Source organism: Comamonas testosteroni TK102 (assembly GCF_000739375.1).
In the GTDB taxonomy this organism is placed as follows: Bacteria; Pseudomonadota; Gammaproteobacteria; order Burkholderiales; family Burkholderiaceae_C; genus Comamonas; species Comamonas brasiliensis.
Genome location: NZ_CP006704.1, coordinates 2,878,839 through 2,895,746 on the forward strand (window position 1 = coordinate 2,878,839; position 16,908 = coordinate 2,895,746).

A 16,908-nucleotide genomic window follows, 5' to 3' on the forward strand; every position below is an offset into this window, starting at 1 on the left:
GCGAATTCAGGGCGCTGCCGGCAGCTTGGCATGTTGCAGCGCATGTTCAATGAGCTTTTCCACGGCCCGGCTGCCCGGTACGGTCGAATGCACCAGTGCTATGCCCACATGAAATCCGGGCGGGTTGTCCAGCAGGGATAGGCATTTCACGCCGCGTGGCTGAACGAGGTGCGATACGCCTGCGACCAGTCCCACTCCCAGGCCGGAAGCCACCAGGCTCATGATGGTCTGCACCTGCATGGCCTCTTGGGCGATGCGGGGGGTGAAGCCCGATTGCTGGCAGCGTAGCTTGGCCAGCGCGGCGAGGCTGGGTACCGTGTCCTGTGGATACATCACAAAGGGCTCGTGCGCCGCTTCGGACAGAGCGATGGCGTCGCGCTGCGCCAGGAGGCTGCTGTCCGAGACGGCCAGCACGAACTCGTCCTGATCCAGCGGCGTGAGTTCAATACCTTCATCAAGCTCCAGCACGGGGTAGCGAAGCAGGCCGGCATCAAAGCGCCGGGTCGTCAGCCCTTCCAGGATTTCGGCACTGGTCGCCTCATAGAACTCCAGTCCCACCTTGGGGTAGCGGTCGCGAAACGATGGGATCAGCCGCGGCAGCAGTTCGTAGGTGGCCGAGCCGACAAAGCCCAGCCGTATCAGGCCGCCCACGCCCTCCCTGGTATCGCGCACAGCCTGGCGACATTGCTCGGCATGAAACAGGGTGGCGCGTGCGCTCTCCAGCATGGCCTTGCCGGCAGGCGTCAGCACGACGCCGGTGCTGGTGCGATCGAACAGGGCGCTGCCCAGTTCCCCCTCCAGCTTGCGAATCGAGATGGACAGCGGCGGCTGAGCCATATGCAACTGCTCTGCGGCACGGTGGAAGTTGCCGGTTTCGGCCAGAGCGATGAACTGGTTCAGTTGCTTCAGGTTCATTGATATTCAATGGATATCAGAAATGAAATTTTTAATATTAGACATTAATTTCTCGCCTGCCTAAAGTGAGCTCACAAGAAAAACACGGCAGCAATTCCGTATCAGGAGACAAACTTGAAGCAAGCACGCAGATACCTGCTGGCGGCCTTGCTGGGCTACGGCCTGCTCGGCGCAGGCATGCCCCCCATGGCTCAGGCCCAGGCCTTCCCTTCCAAGCCGATCAAGCTCATCGTTCCATTTGGTCCGGGCAGCGGCACCGACACCTCGGCACGTTATTTCGGGCGCAAGCTTCAGGAGCTCACAGGCCAGCCCGTGGTGGTGGAAAACAAGGCAGGAGCCAACGGCTTTATTGCTGTCAAGCAGGTGCTGTCGGCACCCGCTGATGGCTATACCGTGTTCATCGGCAGCAATTCAACGCTGGCGGTCAATACGGCGCTGTTCAGGCATCTGCCCTACGACCCCTTAACGGACTTTGCGCCGCTGACCATGATGATGCGCTCGCCGGCCATGCTGGCCGTCGCGCCCCAAGCGGCCTACTCCGACCTGAAGGGCCTGATCAGCCATGCCAGGGCCAACCCGGGGAAGGTGAATTTCGGGGCCGGCTCGGCAGGCTATCAGCTGATGGGCGAGCTGCTCAACGACACAGCCAGGATCGAAACCGTGCATGTGCCGTTCAAGGGCGCAGGGGAGACCACCACGGCCGTCGCTTCAGGGACGGTGGACTACACCTTCGCGGAAGTCACGGCAGTGCAGGAACTGGCCCGGGGAGGGCGCGTCAAGATCCTGGCGGTGGCCTCCGACAAGCGCGTGAGCACCTCCCCCGAGATACCCACGGCCACCGAGGCCGGTCTGCCCGGATTCGAGGCCTACACCTGGGTGGGTGCCATGGTGAGCGCCAGGACACCGGCCGCCGAGACTGCCAGGCTCGCCGAACTTTTCACCGCCATCTCGAAGATGGATGAAACCCGTGCCTTCTACGAGCGTCTGGGGGCCATTCCCATGACCGGCGGCCCGGCACAGATGCATGAATTCCAGAAGAACGAAATCGCGCTGTGGAAGCGCATCGTCGTCAAGGCCAAGGTTCCCCTGCAATGAAAGCCAATGACAGCCGGCCGGCACAGGCGCTGCAGCACATCAAGGTGCTCGATCTTTCGCGGGTATTGGCGGGCCCGTGGGCTGCACAGACCCTGGGTGATCTGGGCGCCGAGGTGATCAAGGTGGAAAGACCCGGCAGCGGTGACGACACGCGTGCCTGGGGCCCGCCCTATGTGGCCGACCCCGAAGGCCTGCCGACGGGGGAGTCGGCCTACTATATGTGCACCAATCGCAACAAGCAGTCGATTTCCGTGGACTTCACCCGCGGCGAAGGCCAGGAGATCGTGCGTCAGCTGGCGGCTCGATGCGATGTGCTGATCGAGAACTTCAAGACTGGCGGTCTGGCGCAGTACGGGCTTGATTATGCGAGCCTTAGTGCCCTGAATCCCCGCCTTGTCTACTGCTCGGTCACGGGCTTTGGCCAGGACGGTCCCTATGCGCATCGTGCGGGCTATGACTTTCTGATCCAGGGCATGGGGGGGCTGATGAGTATTTCGGGCCATGCCGATGGCCAGCCCGGAGGCGGCCCCATGAAGGTTGGCGTGGCGCTGACCGACATCCTCACCGGGCTATATGCCAGCACGGCGATTCTGGCGGCCCTGCAGGCCCGCGAGCATACGGGGCGCGGCCAGCACATAGATCTGGCTTTGCTCGATGTCGGCGTGGCCTGTCTGGCCAACCAGAGCATGAACTATCTGTACGGGGACCAGGTGCCGCAGCGCATGGGCAACGCGCATCCGAACACGGTGCCCTACCAGGCGTTCCCGACCGAAGACGGGCACATGATCCTGGCCGTGGGCAATGACGGCCAGTTTGCCCGTTTCTGCCAAGCGGCAGGCAGGAGCGAATGGGCCGAGGACGAGCGCTTCCGGAGCAATGCGGCGCGGCTGGCCCATAGAGCCGAACTGGTGGAGATGATCCGTCGCGTGACGCTCACGCGCAGTACCAGGGCCTGGGTGCAACTGCTGGAGCAGCATGCGGTGCCATGCGGTCCCATCAACACGGTACGTGAGGTGTTCGAGGATCCGCAGGTCAGGGCTCGCGGCATGCAGATCGCCATGACACACCCCAAGGCGGGACAGGTGCCCCTGGTCGCCAGCCCCATCCGTTTGTCGGACACACCGGTGACGTACCGCCATGCACCGCCTCAGCTGGGGCAGCACACACTAGAGCTGTTGGCGAGCCATCTGGGCCTGTCGGCCCAGCAAATGCAGGCCTATCAGGACAGCGGAGTATTGGGATGAGCAGCCAGGAATCGTTGAAGCACACGTGCAATGCGGGTCAGGACGAGGCCCTGGGGGCATTGTCAGGGGTGCGGGTACTGGACCTTTCCAGCGTGATTTTCGGCCCCATGGCCAGCCAGGTGCTGGCCGACTACGGCGCCGAGGTGATCAAGATCGAGCCGCCGCAGGGCGACTCCACGCGCCACACCGGCCCGGCACTGGAGCCTGGCATGGCGGCAATGTTCATGGGCTCCAACCGCAGCAAGAAAAGCGTGGTACTGGATCTGAAGCAAGAGCAGGCGCAGGCCGCGCTGCATGCGCTTTTGCAGGGCGCCGATGTGCTCATGCACAGCATGCGCCCGCAAAAGCTGGCCAGGCTCGGGCTCGATCCGGACAGTCTGCGCAAGCAATACCCGCGCCTCATCTATGTGGGCCTGCACGGTTTTGGCGAAGACGGCCCCTATGCCGGGCAGCCTGCATATGACGACGTGATCCAGGGCATGAGTGGCCTGGCCGATCTCATGCAGCGCCAGACGGGAGAGGCCCGCTATCTGCCCACGATTGCGGCCGACAAGACCTGCGCTCTGGTGGCCGCGCATGCGGTGCTGGCGGCGCTCTACCAGCGCGAGCGCAGGGGCGAGGGCAGCTATGTGGAAGTGCCCATGTACGAAACCATGGCGGGCTTCAACCTGGTGGAGCATTTCTACGGCATGCACTTCACACCCGCGCAGAGTGGCGCGGGCTATCCGCGCGTGATGGCGCCCTGGCGCAAGCCCTACAGGACGCTGGACGGCCATGTCTGCCTGATGCCTTACACCGATGCGCACTGGCGCCGCTTCTTTGCGGCCGTCGGTCAGCCTCAGCTGGCACAGGACCAGCGCTTTGCCACCCAGGCGATGCGCACCCGCCACATCGCCGAGCTGCTGGAGACGATGAGCGGCTACGTGGCGCAAAAGGACACTGCCTATTGGCTGGCCAGCTGCGAACAGCTGGAGATTCCAGCAGCACCGGTGACTCGCATGGACGATCTGCCCCATGACCCGCACCTGCAGGCCACCGGCTTTTTTGTCGAGAAGAAGGACGCAGCGATGGGGGTTGTGAAATTTCCGCGTTCGTCCGTGCGCATCAACGGTACCCAACCCCCCATAGGCATGCCCCCGCGCCTGGGCGAGCACACACAGACATTGCTGCGCGAGGCAGGCTGGGACGATGCGCGCATTGCCGCCTTGCAGTCGAAGGACTGCTGAACAAACAGCATGAAGCGGAGACAGAATGAGTGTGAGCAATTTGATTTCATCTACTGAAAACCGTGCCGCGGCACTGGCAGACACGCCGCGCATGGGCCAGGGTTTTGTCTGGCAGGACCTGCGTGTAGGCCAGCAACTGCGCACCTTTCGCCGTACGGTGACCGAGACCGACCTGGTCAACTTCATCAACACCACGGGCATGCTCGAGGCGATCTTCATCGAGGACGGCTATGACGGCGGTGCCATTCAGGGACGTCCGGTGCCGGGCGCGCTCACCTATACCTTGATCGAAGGCTTCATCCTGCAAAGCATGATCCAGGGCACGGGCCTGGCCATGCTCGAGTTGCACCAGAAGATTCTGGCTCCTGTGGTGGTGGGCGACACCATTGAGGCGCTGGTCGAAGTGATCGACATCAAGCCAACGAGCAAAGGCGGTCGCGCGGTGGTGAGTTCGCGTATCGAGGTCTACAACCAGCGTCGCCAGCAGGTGATGGTCTATACCGCCGTGCGCCTGCTGGCCGGCCGCAGAGCTTAGGTCCGCGCTGCAGCGGATGCCTTTGCACCGGTGCGCACATCCCTGTGCGCCGAGATGAGAAAACTACAGGAGACACAAGATGAGTTATCGATTTTCACGTCGGTCGTCGCTGCTCGCCGTTGCCGCGCCGGTCGTTGCCGCGTCGGCCGCTGCCGCGCTGGCCGTTTGCGGTGCGGTTCAGGCGCAGGACAACTGGCCCAGCAAGCCGATCACGCTGATCGTCCCTTTCCCGCCCGGCGGTCCCACCGACATGGTGGCACGGGTGCTGGCGCAGCAGGTAGGCCAGCAACTGGGGCAGTCGGTCATCGTGGACAACCGGCCAGGTGCCAACGGCAACATCGGCAATGCGCTGGTGGCCAAGGCGCCGGCCGACGGCTACACCGTGCTCTACAACACCTCCTCGATTGCACTGAGCCCCTCGCTCTACAAAAAGCAGAGCTATGACGTGAGCCGGGACCTGCGCCCCGTGGCCTTGGCGGCGGTGGTGCCGCTGGGACTTGTCGTCAATCCCAAGGTACCTGTCAACACCGTGCAGGAGCTTGTGAAGTACGCCCAGGACCACAAAGGCAAGCTCTCCTACGGCTCGGCGGGCAACGGCAATGTCACGCACCTGGCGGCTTTTCAGGTGGTGCAGCACTACAACATGGATGCAAGCCATGTGCCCTACAAAGGCAGCGCCCCTGCCGACGTGGACCTGGTGGCTGGTCAGATCGATTTCATGACCGACACCATCAATTCGGTGGCACCTTTCATCAAGGACGGCAAGCTTCGGCTGCTGGCCGTCAGCACGGCCGGACGGATTCCCAATTTCCCCAAGGCGCCTACGCTGGCCGAAAGCGGCATGACCGGGTTCGAGGCCGGTGCCTGGCAAGGCGTGATGGTGCCCGCCAAAACGCCCGATGCGATTGTGGAGCGTCTGAATGCCGAGCTGATGAAGGCCCTCAGGAACCCCGGAGTGCTGGAGAAGCTGCGCGTGCAGGGCACCGAGCCCTTGGGATCCACGCCCAAGGCCTACGGCGAATACATACAGAGCGAAATCAGGCGCTGGGCAGGTGTTGTCAAAAGCACGGGCGTGTCCCTGGACTGAGAGAAAGCAAGACGATGACCATTCTCGATGGACTGAGCCTGACAGGCATCCCGCCGGAAGGCGAGGCACTGCGCGCCGAGGTGCGTGCTTTTCTGCAGGACGCGGTCAAAGACATTCCTGCACATGTCCGCGCCAAATCCTGGAGCGGATATGACCCGGCCCTCAGCCGCAAGCTGGGGGAAAGGGGCTGGATCGGCATGACCTTGCCCAAAGCTTATGGCGGAGGCGAGCGCAGCGCGTTTGCCCGCTATGTGCTGGTGGAGGAATGCCTGAACTTCGGTGCGCCCGTGGGTTCGCACTGGATTGCCGACCGACAGAGTGCACCGCTGATCCTCAAATACGGTACGGAAGCGCAAAAGCAGTTCTACATTCCCAGAGTCTGCCGGGGCGAGGTGTTTTTCTGTATTGGCATGAGCGAGCCCAATGCCGGATCGGATCTGGCAAGTGTGAGGACTAGAGCGGTTCCCAACGAGCAGGGTTTCTTGCTCAATGGCCAGAAGATCTGGACCACCAACGCGCATCACTGCCAGTACATGATTGCTCTGGTGCGAACCTCGGGCAGTGCCGAGGATCGTCACAAGGGCCTGTCGCAAGTCATCGTGGACCTGACATTGCCCGGTGTGACGGTGCGTCCCATCCAGGACCTATCGGGTGACAGCCATTTCTGCGAGGTCTTTTTCGAGAATGTGCAGCTGTCTGCCGATGCGCTGATCGGTGCCGAAGGTCAGGGCTGGGAGCAGGTTACCGCCGAACTCGCTTTCGAGCGCAGCGGCCCGGAGCGGCTGTTCTCCAGCATCGTGCTGTTCGATCAATGGCTGCAATATGCACGCACGCCGCAGGGGCGCACCGAGTCCGGCATGCGGCTTGCGGGCAAAGTGCTGACGCAGCTGGCACCGCTGCGCGCGATGTCGATATCCGTGCAGCAGAAGCTGACCCAGGGAGCAAGTCCTGTTGTTGAAGCCGCGCTGGTCAAGGAGCTGGGCACGACACTGGAGCAGATGATCCCGGCGGCCATTGCCGAGGAGCTGTTTGCCCGGCCGGCCGAAGATGTACCGGTGGAGCTGCTGCTGACGCTCAAGTACGTCACCGAAGCTTCTCCCTCGTTTTCCTTGCGCGGTGGCACGCGTGACATCCTGCGCGGCATGATCGCCCGTGGTCTGGGTTTGCGCTGATCGGAGACAAGTTCATGAGCAATAACGATTTGTTTGCAGATGCCGCGCGCAAGGTGCTGGCAGACTGCTGCACCCCTCAGGTGATTCGGGAGATCGAGAGCGCTGGCAGCCGCTCAGCGGCTGTCGCCCGACTATGGCAGCAGCTGGAGGAAACCGGCTTGGCCGATGCCTTGCTGGCCGAAGAAGAGGGCGGTGCCGGTCTGGGTCTGGGCGAGATATTTGGCGTGCTGGAGCAATGTGGAGCCCACGCCCTGCCTCTGCCTCTGGGAGAGACCATGCTGGCACGGGCCATGCTGGTGCAGACGCATATGGACTGCCCGGCCGGCAGCATTGCGCTGGCGCAGGGCGCGATGCAGGCAGATGGCAGTTTGCATTGCGCGCTGGTGCGAGGCGGGCAGGTCACGGACTCGGTGCTGGTGCAAGTGCAAGAAGAAGCCGGGGTCTGGTATCTGCTGAGCGTGGCACAGGCTGAGCTTGTGCCGCACGCTCTGGTGCTTGACGCGTCATTGACCTGGGCGCCCGAGCAGTTGCGGGTCGCCGGCGTCATCCGGCCCGGGCTGCAGTTCGATCCCCGTAGTCTGCAGGCCACCGTGGTGGCCGCGCAGATGGCGGGAGCCATGCGTGACGTGTTCCAGCGCAGCTTGCAATATGCGAACGAGCGTCAGCAGTTTGGGCGTGCTATAGGGAAGTTCCAGGCGATCCAGCATCAGCTGGCAGTCATGAGCGAGCATGTGTTTGCCGCCCGCATGGCGGCTCAGCTCGGTTGCAGCGGTGACGGCATCGTGCCTGACAGATTGCGTGTGGCCGTTGCCAAGGCACGCTGCAGCGAGGCGGCTTTGGTGGTCACGGAGCTTGCGCATGCGATTCATGGCGCGATTGGCTTCACCGAGGAATATGACCTGCAGCTGTTCACCCGCAGATTGCATGCATGGCGACTGACGGCAGGCAGCGAAGCCTATTGGCAGGCATTGGCGGGGCAGGCCCTGATGTCGCACGAGGGCATGACACTGGATCTGATCCGGCGGATCACCGATGTCGAGGCCCTGGCTTGAAGCCGCTCAACAACTATGGAGACCATGGAACATGGCATTTCTGAACATTGAACGCGATGGCGGTATCTTGACCGTCACCATGAATCAGCCGGAGACACGCAATGCGCTGACCGGCAATACGGCGGTTGCGGAGTTCGTGCAGCTCTGTGCAGATGTGCGCCTGGACGCCAGCGTGAAGGTGCTGATCCTGACCGGCGCAGGCTCTATCTTCAGCTCCGGCGGCAATGTCAAGGACATGAGGCGCTATTTCGATGACGCACTCACTCCCGACATGATTCGCGAGGAATACCGGCAGGGAATTCAGCAAATTCCGAATGCCCTCTACCAGCTGGATGTTCCCGTGATCTGCGCGGTCAACGGCCCGGCCATCGGCGCAGGTCTGGATCTGAGCTGCATGTGCGATATCCGGATTGCGTCGGAGAATGCCACTTTTGCGGAGAGCTTTGTCCGCGTGGGCATCGTTCCCGGTGATGGCGGGGCCTGGTTGCTGCCACGCGTGGTGGGGATGTCGAAGGCCAGCGAAATGGCTTTCACAGGAGAGGCGATCAGCGCAGGCCAGGCATTGGCCTGTGGTCTGGTGAGCCAGGTCGTGCCCCCGGATGAACTGCTGCCGGCCGCCAGGGCATTGGCGCTCAAGATCGCCGCCAATCCGGGCGGTGTGATGCGCATGACCAAGCGTCTGCTGCGCGAGGGCCAGAATGCCACGCTGGCTTCGCTGCTCGAAATATCGGCCGGTTATCAGGCAATTGCCCATAAAACGGCAGATCATCGTGAAGCCGTGACGGCCTTTGTCGAGAAGCGGGCTCCTCGTTTCTCATGAGCCGGCAGGCTTGTGTAGCCAGACCAGGTAACAAAGACAGCAAGGGCGCATTTTGCGCCCTTGCTCGTTTTGGCGAAGGCAGCAGCACCTTGCTTGCTGCGTTGATGCTTCAGGCCGGCCAATCCTGCGACGTAATCCCTGGATAATACCGATTACATCATGTTGCGATTTGCTATATGCGAATTACGCTGCAAGCAGCTCGGCCGGGTTGGTCCATTTCATATCAATAAATGGCCGCTTTGCGGGCCATGTATTTTCTAAGAAATGGATGAAAGCGATGAGATTGACCAAGCTGAACATTGGTGCCCGACTGGGCCTGGGGTTCGCAGTGGTGTTGGCGTTTGCTGTGGTGATCACGGTGATCGGCATCTGGCAGCTGCACTCGGTGGGCAAGGCCACGCAGCAAATGATGCAGGAGCCGCTGACCAAGGAGCGACTGATCAGCGACTGGAACAGCAATGTCAGCGTGGCCGTGGCCCGCACCACGGCCATCGCCAAGAGCAGCGACGCAAGTCTGGTGCAGTTTCTGGCAGCGGACGCGGCCGCCACGACCAAGAGCACAGGCAATGTGCTCAAGCAGATCGAGCCCCTGATCTCCGAGCCTGCAGAGCGCGAGATCATGGACAGGATCATGCAGGTGCGCAAGACCTATCTCGCCAGCCGCGACAAGGTCAGCCAGCTCAAGGCCGACGGCATGGCCGAAGAGGCGGAGTCCACGCTGATCAACAGCTATGTACCGGCCGCCCAGAGCTATCTGAAGCTGCTCGGAGAACTGCTGAGTCTGCAGCGCGCCAGCCTCGACGCCAAGGCGGCAGAGGTGGAGCAGATCGAGAGCAGCAGCAAGACATATTTTCTGGTTCTGGCCTTGCTGGCCCTGGCCATCGGCACCGTTAGCGCCTGGCGTCTGACGCAAGGCATCACCGCTCCACTCAAGCATGCGGTCGGTGTGGCACGCCGCGTGGCCGATGGTGATCTGACGGCCCAGATCCATGTGAACAGCAGCGATGAGACCGGGCAGCTCATGCAGGCCTTGCACGATATGAACAGCAGCCTGGATAGGCTGGTGGGGCAGGTGCGTCAGGGCACGGACAGCATTGCCACGGCATCCGGCCAGATTGCGGCGGGCAACCATGATCTGTCTGCGCGCACGGAAGAGCAGGCCAGTTCCCTGCAGCAGACGGCTGCATCCATGGAGCAGCTGACTTCCACAGTCAAGCAAAATGCCGACAACGCCAGTCAGGCCAATCAGCTGGCGCTGTCGGCCTCCGATGTGGCCGTCAAGGGCGGTATGGTGGTGTCGCAGGTGGTGGAGACCATGGGGGCCATCAGCCACTCGTCACGCAAGATTTCCGACATCATCGGCGTGATCGACAGCATTGCCTTTCAGACCAATATCCTGGCGCTGAACGCTGCCGTGGAAGCGGCCCGTGCCGGCGAACAAGGCCGTGGCTTTGCTGTCGTGGCATCGGAAGTGCGTTCCCTGGCCGGCCGCAGCGCAGAAGCAGCCAAGGAAATCAAACTGCTGATCCAGGCTTCGGTGACCAAGGTGGAGGAGGGCAGTGTGCAGGTCAGCCAGGCCGGTCAGACCATGGATGAAATCGTCAGCAGCGTGCAGCGCGTGACGGACATCATGGGCGAGATCACAGCGGCCAGCCATGAGCAGACCAGCGGCATCGAGCAGATCAACCGTGCCGTGGCCGAGATGGATCTGGTGACCCAGCAGAATGCGGCCCTGGTGGAAGAGTCCACGGCTGCAGCCCAATCCATGCAGCAGCAGACAAGCGATCTGTCGCGGATGGTCAGCGTCTTCCGTCTCAAGAGCGTCTGATTCCGTGACGCTGCCGCAGTCCAGGCTGAAAGGCTTGCTGCGGCTGCATCTGCTTTGCTGATCTCTGAAGCATGAAATATGGTGTGGAGAACTTCTGCCATATTTCGTCTGATCGGCTGCCTGCCTTCCTTGCAGCGGGCCAGGACTTGATGCTGAGATCGGGCTGTCTGTTGCCTGCCCGTCTTAGCGATTGCGTACCTGGGTCAGCAATTGCTTGCAGTTCACATCGTCGTCTGCTGCAGGCACCGTCAGCGGCACCAGTGCCAGTGCTGCTGGTGCAAAAACTGCAGCTGCTACCGCAGCACCGGCACGGGCTGCCAAGGGGCCAGGCTCCAGGCCCACATCGGGCTCGGCAAAGCTGCCGCGCACATAGAGCGGCGTGCGCAGCGAGAAGAACTTCCACTTCAGCGATTCGGGGACGATGCGCAGATCGAGCTGCTCCTGTGCCAGATTGATCTGGCCCGTGGCCTCGACCACGGCTTCGGTAGTGGCGAGCTTGGCGGTGCGTGGCCGGGCTATGCCTTGCTGAACATTGAGGTCGGCCACGGCGCAGCGCAGTTGCACTTCCTTGTCGTTGCCAAACAGCTTGGCGATGACGATTGAGCCGACGTTCAGCCCTGCCAGGTCCAACAGTTGCGCGCTGAAAGTGCCATCGCGCACATACAGCCGCAGCGAGCCATTGCCTGTGGCCAGCCACTGGGCCAGTGACTCGCCTTGCCCGGTGAGGGCAACTGCGCCATCGAGCTGGCCCAGGCTTTTTTTCATCTTTTCGATTTTGGGAAACAGCGCGGAGAGCTTGAGCGACTGCACCTGTCCATTGAGCTTGGCGGCTACCGGCTTGGCATGGCTGTCCACGCGGGCATCGATATTCAGCGTGCCTTCGGCGAAGCCGAATTTCAGTGGCGACAGGGTGAGCTTGCCGTTGTCCAGCAGAGCGTGCACGCTGAGATTCTCTATGGGCAGGGCTTCAGGACGCAGGATATGGTTGCTTTCATAGCGCAGATCGAGATCCATCTTGTCCCAGTTCTCGGTCTGGAACTGGACCTGCGGCAGTACCCTGCCGTTGACGGGCTGGGGCTTGCCGGAGCTGCCGGAGGGTGCTGCGCCGATGACCGGACCCAGATCCACCAGCCGCAGTTGTTTGGAGCGCAGCTGCGCTGTCAGCTTGGGCCGGGGCTGGGCCGAGCGGTACTGGAGATCGCCGCTCAGATCGCTCTGCCCCAGCCTGCCCTTAAATTTTTCGTATTGCCAGACGGCCTTGCCTGGCTGAAGGCTGCCGATCAGGTGGCCGCTGGTCTCGAACGGGGGCGTGGCGGGCAGCAGCAGGCCGGTGAGCTCAAACAGGTCGGCCATGCTCTTGCCGAGAACCTTCACTTGAAAGTCCAGACCGTCCAGGGTCTTGGGGTTGTCGAGAAACCCCTCAGCGAAGGCTTGCAGGCTACCGACCTTGGCCGAGATGCGCAGCGGAAAGCGCAGCCTATCCTGGCGCAGATCTAGTACCTGCCCGGCCAGACCCTGGGCCTGAATCTGCGCGCGGGTCTTGCCCTGATGCAGATAGCCAGTGAGGCCGAAGCGCATGCCATAGGGCTGGTCGGCGCTGACCGGTCTGCGCAGCGTGTCGATACGCGCGCGCACGGCCATGTTCTTGATGGCGTCGGACCAGCCCAGCACACCATCGCTGATGCGCAACTGGCCTATGTCAAGGCTCCACTTGGGGCCGCTGCTGGTGGGCTTGTCAAACGTCCAGTTGTTCTCGCCCTTGTCATTGCGGGCCAGCACCATGTCGGGAGCCTGCAGCAGCAAGGAGTCGAGCTGTACATGACGGGCCAGCAGCGGCCAAAGGCGCAGGCTGGCCGTGGCATTCGCGGCGGTGATCATGGTGCGGGCATCGCGCTCGGGCGGTTGCAGGCCGGCATCGGCTATGGCGTCGTCGTCATCTGCGGCTGTCCTTTTTTCGTTCGCTGCCTGGCCTTGCCCGGGCAGGCGACCGGTGTTGAGTTCCTTGGGCGTTGCAGGCAGCACCGGCTGCTTGTCATCGGCTTTTTCAGGTGCCTGTTGCACCAGCCAGCCCTGGGGTTGCGAAAGTGTCAGATCGCTGGCATGCACCACTACGCCGGGCACCCAGTGACGCCATCCCGTATCGAGAGGCTGTGGCCAGGTCCACTGCAGCTGCAGATCGCCATTGATGGCGAATTCGCGGCCTGTGGAACTGCTGACTTTTTCATTGATCCACGGTCTGAGCTTGTTCCAGTCCATGAAGGCAATCAGCAGTGCCGCTGCCAGAATCAGAGCCAGCAGCAGCGCCATCGCAATGGCTGCCCAGCGCAGCCAGCGACGTGCCAGGCGCGAATGTGCAGAAGTGGATTCAGGGGCTGAAGTACTGGTGGTGTCGACCATGGCTGTTGCATCCTTTTTGCCACATGCTATTACGCCTAGGTGAGATGCCTCGTCATCCAATTGCCTGATGCAGGCTTGCCCGCATGTGATCAGCTCAGACGTCGCGACCGATCCGGGACCGGTGTGGCAGTCTGAAGCCTGCTGGTGTCACGAGTGCAAGCATCTGCGGCAAAGGCTGCGGCGCTTCATGAAGTGCTGTGAAGTGCTGCGCCATTGCGCAAAGGCATCCTCGGCGTTGAGGCGCCTGTGCGTCTCCGGTGCCTGCCGATCCTGTGCAGTCAGACGGCAAGATTGCCGATGGACCAGGAAACACCGGTATCAAAGTTTGCCTTCAATTCATCTGCGGCATTTTCTAGCTCTGTCAGAAACATTTCCATTGCGGCTGCCATCGCGTAGCCGGTTCGCTGATAGGCGCAGCTGTGCAGCAGTGCCCCGGCATCGTGCAGCGCACGCCAGCTCAGACGCTCGGCTGCCACGTCTTCCGCCACATTGTCCGGCAGCATGAAGGCCAGTGCCTGGCCGCTTGCCACCAGGCGACGGGCCATGGGGATGCTGCTGGTTTGCACCAGTGGCTGGGTCCGGCTCAGCGCGCCATCGCCCAGGCGTTCCAGCATGCTGCGCAACTCCATGTCGGGATACATCATGATCAGCGGATATGCCAGGCAGTCGCGCAGACGCAGCAGCCGTGGCCGCATGCGCAGAGGGTGGTCCGGAGCCATCACCACCCCCAGGGGCTGGGCCCAGGAGCGCATCTCCTCGACCCCGGCAGGAGGTGTTCGGCGCAGGCAATAGGCCACATCGATCTCGCCCTGCGCCACATGTCGCAGCAACTCTTCTCCAATGCCGGCACGCACGCTGAAAGTGATGTCTGGGTAACGCAGATGCATTGCCGATATCACCTGAGGCACGAGGTATTCGGCTGTTGCGTGGGGAACTCCCACGCTGACATGCCCGTGGCGCAAGGCATTCAGGTCTTCAACCTGGGCCAGTGCATTGTCAAAGTCGCGCTGGCTGCGTCTGACTGCTGCCAGCACGATCTCGCCCGCCACCGTCAGCTGCATGCCTCTGGGGAGTCTGTCGAACAGGGGCTGACCCACCTGCGCTTCGAGATTGAGGATTTGCTGGTTGACCGCTGCAGCGGTCAGGTGCAGCGTTGCCGAGGCCTTGCGAACCGAACCTCGGCGCGCCACCTCGTCAAAGCATCGAAAAGCCTGGGAAATTGCTGGCATGTCCTGAGTGTAAATTTTTTTCTGACACCTCTTAAAAAACAAACAGCTATTCCTGACGCTGTTGAACTTCTAGAGTGGCAGCCATCAATCCCTCAAGTCACAGAAAGAACACCATGGCTACCACCGTTGACCAGGTCACCCAACGCCGACGCGGCACAGGTCTTATTGCTCATGACAGCGCTCTGAGCGCCGGCGGCTACACATTGATCGCCCCCCAGACGGCCGATGGACATGTCTACCTCATAGATATCCATGGTCAGGTGGCTCATGAGTGGAAGCTGCCTGTACGCGCGGGCCGACATGCGGTCATACTGCCTAACGGCAATCTCGGCTACAACGGCAACCATCGTGATTCGCCTGATCTCTACGCACCCTGGTCCATGTGGCATGGCGGTGATTTCTACGAGGTCAGGCCCGACGGGGAGGTGGTCTGGCGCTATGAAGACCCGACACACCACCATGACGCGCAGTGGTTGCCCAATGGCCATCTGCTCTATGCAGCCTGCGCCCCTGTCCCCGAGGGCTTTGCGGAACGGGTGCCCGGCGGCACCTCGCTTGGTGCAGACGAGCTGATGTATGGCGATGTGATCCGGGAAGTGGACCGCACAGGTCGATTGGTCTGGGAATGGAAGGCCTGGGAGCATCTGGAGCCTGAGGACTTTCCCATTCACCCGGGTTTTGGCCGCTATCACTGGCCTTTGGTCAACGGCCTTGGGCTTGCGGCCGATGGAACAGTGCTCATGAGTCTGCGCACCACCTCGGGAATCATTGGCGTGGACAAGGCCAGCGGCAACGTGAAGTTGCATATCCCGCCTTCGGTGGTCTCGCACCAGCATGCTCCGGTTGCGCTGGCAAACGGCCATGTCCTGACCTTTGACAACGGCAACTTCCGCCAGGGAGCCCATGTGGCTTTCTCGCGTGTGCTGGAGATAGATCCCGTTTCCCACGAGATCGCATGGAGCTACCAGGACGAGATGGTCAACGCCTTCTACACCGCCTTCATGGGCAGCGCGCAGCGGCTTTGGAACGGAAACACACACATCACGGAGTCCGCCACGGGGCGATTGTTTGAGGTGACGCCGCAAGGCGAGCTGGTCTGGGAGTTCATCCTGCCCTGGTTTGGCGAGTATCCCGATGCCGCTGCACGACGCACAGGTCCGGGGCGCTTGAATACGGTGTTCCAGACCTGGCGCTACCAGGCAGACCAACTGCCTTGGCTGTCCCGTTGAGCCATTCCAGTCCCAGCAGAAAGATCATCATGCAAATACGACGCAGACAGTTTGCAGCCTGGGCGCTGGGCGCCCCGCTGCTGCAGCAGCTATCACCGGCAAGCCAGGCGGCTGCCCAGCCCTGGCCTGTCCAGGCACTGACGGTGGTGGTTCCCTTCGCACCGGGCGGTAGTGTAGATGTCGCCGCCAGGCTGGCGATGCCGCGCCTGGCAGAGCGCCTGGGCCAGCCCGTGATCATAGAAAACATGGTCGGAGCATCGGGGACTATTGCCACGCAGCGTGTCATCAAGGCCAGGCCCGATGGCTATACCTTGCTCTTCGGTGTGGCCAGCTCGGTGCTGGTTGCCCCCTTGATCTCGCCGACCAAGTTCCGCTACGACGGTCTGCAGGAGCTGAAGCCCGTGGCACCTGTAGCCTCTTCGGTCTTTGTGCTGCTCGCCCGCCCGGGACTCGCTGCGGGCAGTGCGGACGACCTCATTGAACTTGCGCGCCAGAAACCGGGGAGACTGACCCTGGGCACCGATGGCATCGGAACCAGCCTGCACCTGACGGGGGAGCTGATTCAGCAGATGTCCGGTATCGATCTGGTACATGTTCCCTACAGGTCTGGTCCGCAGGTGCTGACCGAGCTGGCAGGTGGTCAGATCGACCTTGCCGTGCTGCCTGTTGCGCTGGCTCAGCCGTTTGTGCAGGAGGGCAAGGTCAAGGCACTCGGCGTGACATCCCGCCAGCGCCTGGCCACGCTGCCCCAGGCACCAAGTCTTTCGGAGACGCCAGCTCTTCGCAATCTGGAGGTCGAGGCCTGGCAGGGCTTGCTGGCTCCCGCGCACACGGATGCCCGGATCGTCAAGCGTCTGGCCGATGAAATCGCGATTCTGCAAGCGGACCCCGAGTTGGCCAGAAAGCTCACGGAAGCCGGCTTCAAGCCCATGCGCATGGGGCATCCCCAGTTCCTGGCCTATCTGGAGAAGGAGAAAAAAGTTCTGGAGAACACCATTCGCAAAGCCAATATCCGAACGGATTAGCCGACGCGAGGTCGCATCGCTGGCGCGGCGATGCCGCCATGAACGCGAGGAGTC

Annotated in this window: 14 protein-coding genes; 11 read left to right on the forward strand and 3 right to left on the reverse strand. The window is 62.1% G+C overall.

Annotated elements, in window-relative coordinates; genetic code table 11:
* Positions 1-6 precede the first annotated feature (6 nt).
* Positions 7-915 carry a LysR substrate-binding domain-containing protein gene (locus tag O987_RS12990; RefSeq protein WP_043372679.1) on the reverse strand — a complete coding sequence of 303 codons (909 nt, stop codon included), beginning with the start codon at positions 913-915 and terminating at the stop codon, positions 7-9.
* A gap of 114 nt (positions 916-1,029) precedes the next feature.
* On the opposite strand from O987_RS12990, the gene O987_RS12995 reads away from it, so the two are divergent.
* The 9 genes from O987_RS12995 to O987_RS13035 all read left to right on the forward strand — a co-directional run bounded on the left by O987_RS12995 (position 1,030) and on the right by O987_RS13035 (position 10,974).
* Positions 1,030-2,010: a Bug family tripartite tricarboxylate transporter substrate binding protein gene (locus O987_RS12995; protein WP_043372683.1), complete on the forward strand. Its 981-nt coding sequence runs from the start codon at positions 1,030-1,032 to the stop codon at positions 2,008-2,010.
* Positions 2,007-3,254, forward strand: a complete 1,248-nt coding sequence (locus O987_RS13000; protein WP_043372685.1) for a CaiB/BaiF CoA transferase family protein — start codon at positions 2,007-2,009, stop codon at positions 3,252-3,254. Before O987_RS12995 ends, O987_RS13000 begins: the two co-directional genes overlap by 4 nt.
* Positions 3,251-4,480 (forward strand): CaiB/BaiF CoA transferase family protein, encoded by a 1,230-nt coding sequence (locus O987_RS13005; RefSeq protein WP_043372687.1) that lies wholly within the window; start codon positions 3,251-3,253, stop codon positions 4,478-4,480. Before O987_RS13000 ends, O987_RS13005 begins: the two co-directional genes overlap by 4 nt.
* Positions 4,481-4,505: 25 nt before the next feature.
* Positions 4,506-5,015, forward strand: a complete 510-nt coding sequence (locus tag O987_RS13010) for a MaoC family dehydratase (RefSeq protein ID WP_043372689.1) — start codon at positions 4,506-4,508, stop codon at positions 5,013-5,015.
* Positions 5,016-5,094: 79 nt separating this feature from the next.
* Entirely contained in the window at positions 5,095-6,102 is a 1,008-nt protein-coding gene (locus tag O987_RS13015) for a Bug family tripartite tricarboxylate transporter substrate binding protein (RefSeq protein ID WP_043372691.1), read from the forward strand.
* Positions 6,103-6,116: 14 nt separating this feature from the next.
* The gene (locus O987_RS13020) at positions 6,117-7,274 is read left to right on the forward strand and encodes an acyl-CoA dehydrogenase family protein (protein ID WP_043372693.1); all 1,158 of its coding nucleotides are present in this window, start codon (positions 6,117-6,119) and stop codon (positions 7,272-7,274) included.
* Between the two features lie 14 nt (positions 7,275-7,288).
* Positions 7,289-8,326, forward strand: coding sequence for an acyl-CoA dehydrogenase family protein (locus O987_RS13025; RefSeq protein ID WP_043372695.1), 1,038 nt, complete (start codon positions 7,289-7,291; stop codon positions 8,324-8,326).
* Between the two features lie 31 nt (positions 8,327-8,357).
* A complete protein-coding gene (locus tag O987_RS13030) occupies positions 8,358-9,146 on the forward strand; it encodes a crotonase/enoyl-CoA hydratase family protein (protein WP_004340721.1) in 789 nt (262 codons plus the stop codon).
* A 277-nt stretch (positions 9,147-9,423) separates the two neighbouring features.
* Positions 9,424-10,974 carry a methyl-accepting chemotaxis protein gene (locus O987_RS13035; RefSeq protein WP_043372696.1) on the forward strand — a complete coding sequence of 517 codons (1,551 nt, stop codon included), beginning with the start codon at positions 9,424-9,426 and terminating at the stop codon, positions 10,972-10,974.
* Positions 10,975-11,157: 183 nt separating this feature from the next.
* Here the strand turns inward: O987_RS13035 and O987_RS13040 are convergent, their stop codons facing one another.
* Both O987_RS13040 and O987_RS13045 read right to left on the reverse strand, forming a co-directional pair.
* Positions 11,158-13,371 (reverse strand): AsmA family protein, encoded by a 2,214-nt coding sequence (locus O987_RS13040; protein WP_043372697.1) that lies wholly within the window; start codon positions 13,369-13,371, stop codon positions 11,158-11,160.
* A gap of 278 nt (positions 13,372-13,649) precedes the next feature.
* Positions 13,650-14,600 carry a LysR family transcriptional regulator gene (locus O987_RS13045; protein ID WP_043372698.1) on the reverse strand — a complete coding sequence of 317 codons (951 nt, stop codon included), beginning with the start codon at positions 14,598-14,600 and terminating at the stop codon, positions 13,650-13,652.
* Between the two features lie 113 nt (positions 14,601-14,713).
* On the opposite strand from O987_RS13045, the gene O987_RS13050 reads away from it, so the two are divergent.
* On the forward strand, positions 14,714-15,829 hold the full coding sequence (locus tag O987_RS13050; protein WP_003055409.1) for an aryl-sulfate sulfotransferase: 1,116 nt from the start codon (positions 14,714-14,716) through the stop codon (positions 15,827-15,829).
* Between the two features lie 29 nt (positions 15,830-15,858).
* Positions 15,859-16,854, forward strand: coding sequence for a Bug family tripartite tricarboxylate transporter substrate binding protein (locus tag O987_RS13055; protein WP_043376437.1), 996 nt, complete (start codon positions 15,859-15,861; stop codon positions 16,852-16,854).
* The last annotated feature ends 54 nt before the right edge of the window (positions 16,855-16,908 follow it).

Coding starts and splice junctions, on each gene's coding strand:
- O987_RS12990 (WP_043372679.1), bottom strand. CDS start 915: ATGAACCTGAAGCAACTGAACCAGTTCATCGCTCTGGCCGAAACCGGC.
- O987_RS13000 (WP_043372685.1), top strand. CDS start 2,007: ATGAAAGCCAATGACAGCCGGCCGGCACAGGCGCTGCAGCACATCAAG.
- O987_RS13050 (WP_003055409.1), top strand. CDS start 14,714: ATGGCTACCACCGTTGACCAGGTCACCCAACGCCGACGCGGCACAGGT.
- O987_RS13040 (WP_043372697.1), bottom strand. CDS start 13,371: ATGGTCGACACCACCAGTACTTCAGCCCCTGAATCCACTTCTGCACAT.
- O987_RS13030 (WP_004340721.1), top strand. CDS start 8,358: ATGGCATTTCTGAACATTGAACGCGATGGCGGTATCTTGACCGTCACC.
- O987_RS13005 (WP_043372687.1), top strand. CDS start 3,251: ATGAGCAGCCAGGAATCGTTGAAGCACACGTGCAATGCGGGTCAGGAC.
- O987_RS13045 (WP_043372698.1), bottom strand. CDS start 14,600: ATGCCAGCAATTTCCCAGGCTTTTCGATGCTTTGACGAGGTGGCGCGC.
- O987_RS13035 (WP_043372696.1), top strand. CDS start 9,424: ATGAGATTGACCAAGCTGAACATTGGTGCCCGACTGGGCCTGGGGTTC.
- O987_RS13015 (WP_043372691.1), top strand. CDS start 5,095: ATGAGTTATCGATTTTCACGTCGGTCGTCGCTGCTCGCCGTTGCCGCG.
- O987_RS13025 (WP_043372695.1), top strand. CDS start 7,289: ATGAGCAATAACGATTTGTTTGCAGATGCCGCGCGCAAGGTGCTGGCA.
- O987_RS13020 (WP_043372693.1), top strand. CDS start 6,117: ATGACCATTCTCGATGGACTGAGCCTGACAGGCATCCCGCCGGAAGGC.
- O987_RS13055 (WP_043376437.1), top strand. CDS start 15,859: ATGCAAATACGACGCAGACAGTTTGCAGCCTGGGCGCTGGGCGCCCCG.
- O987_RS13010 (WP_043372689.1), top strand. CDS start 4,506: ATGAGTGTGAGCAATTTGATTTCATCTACTGAAAACCGTGCCGCGGCA.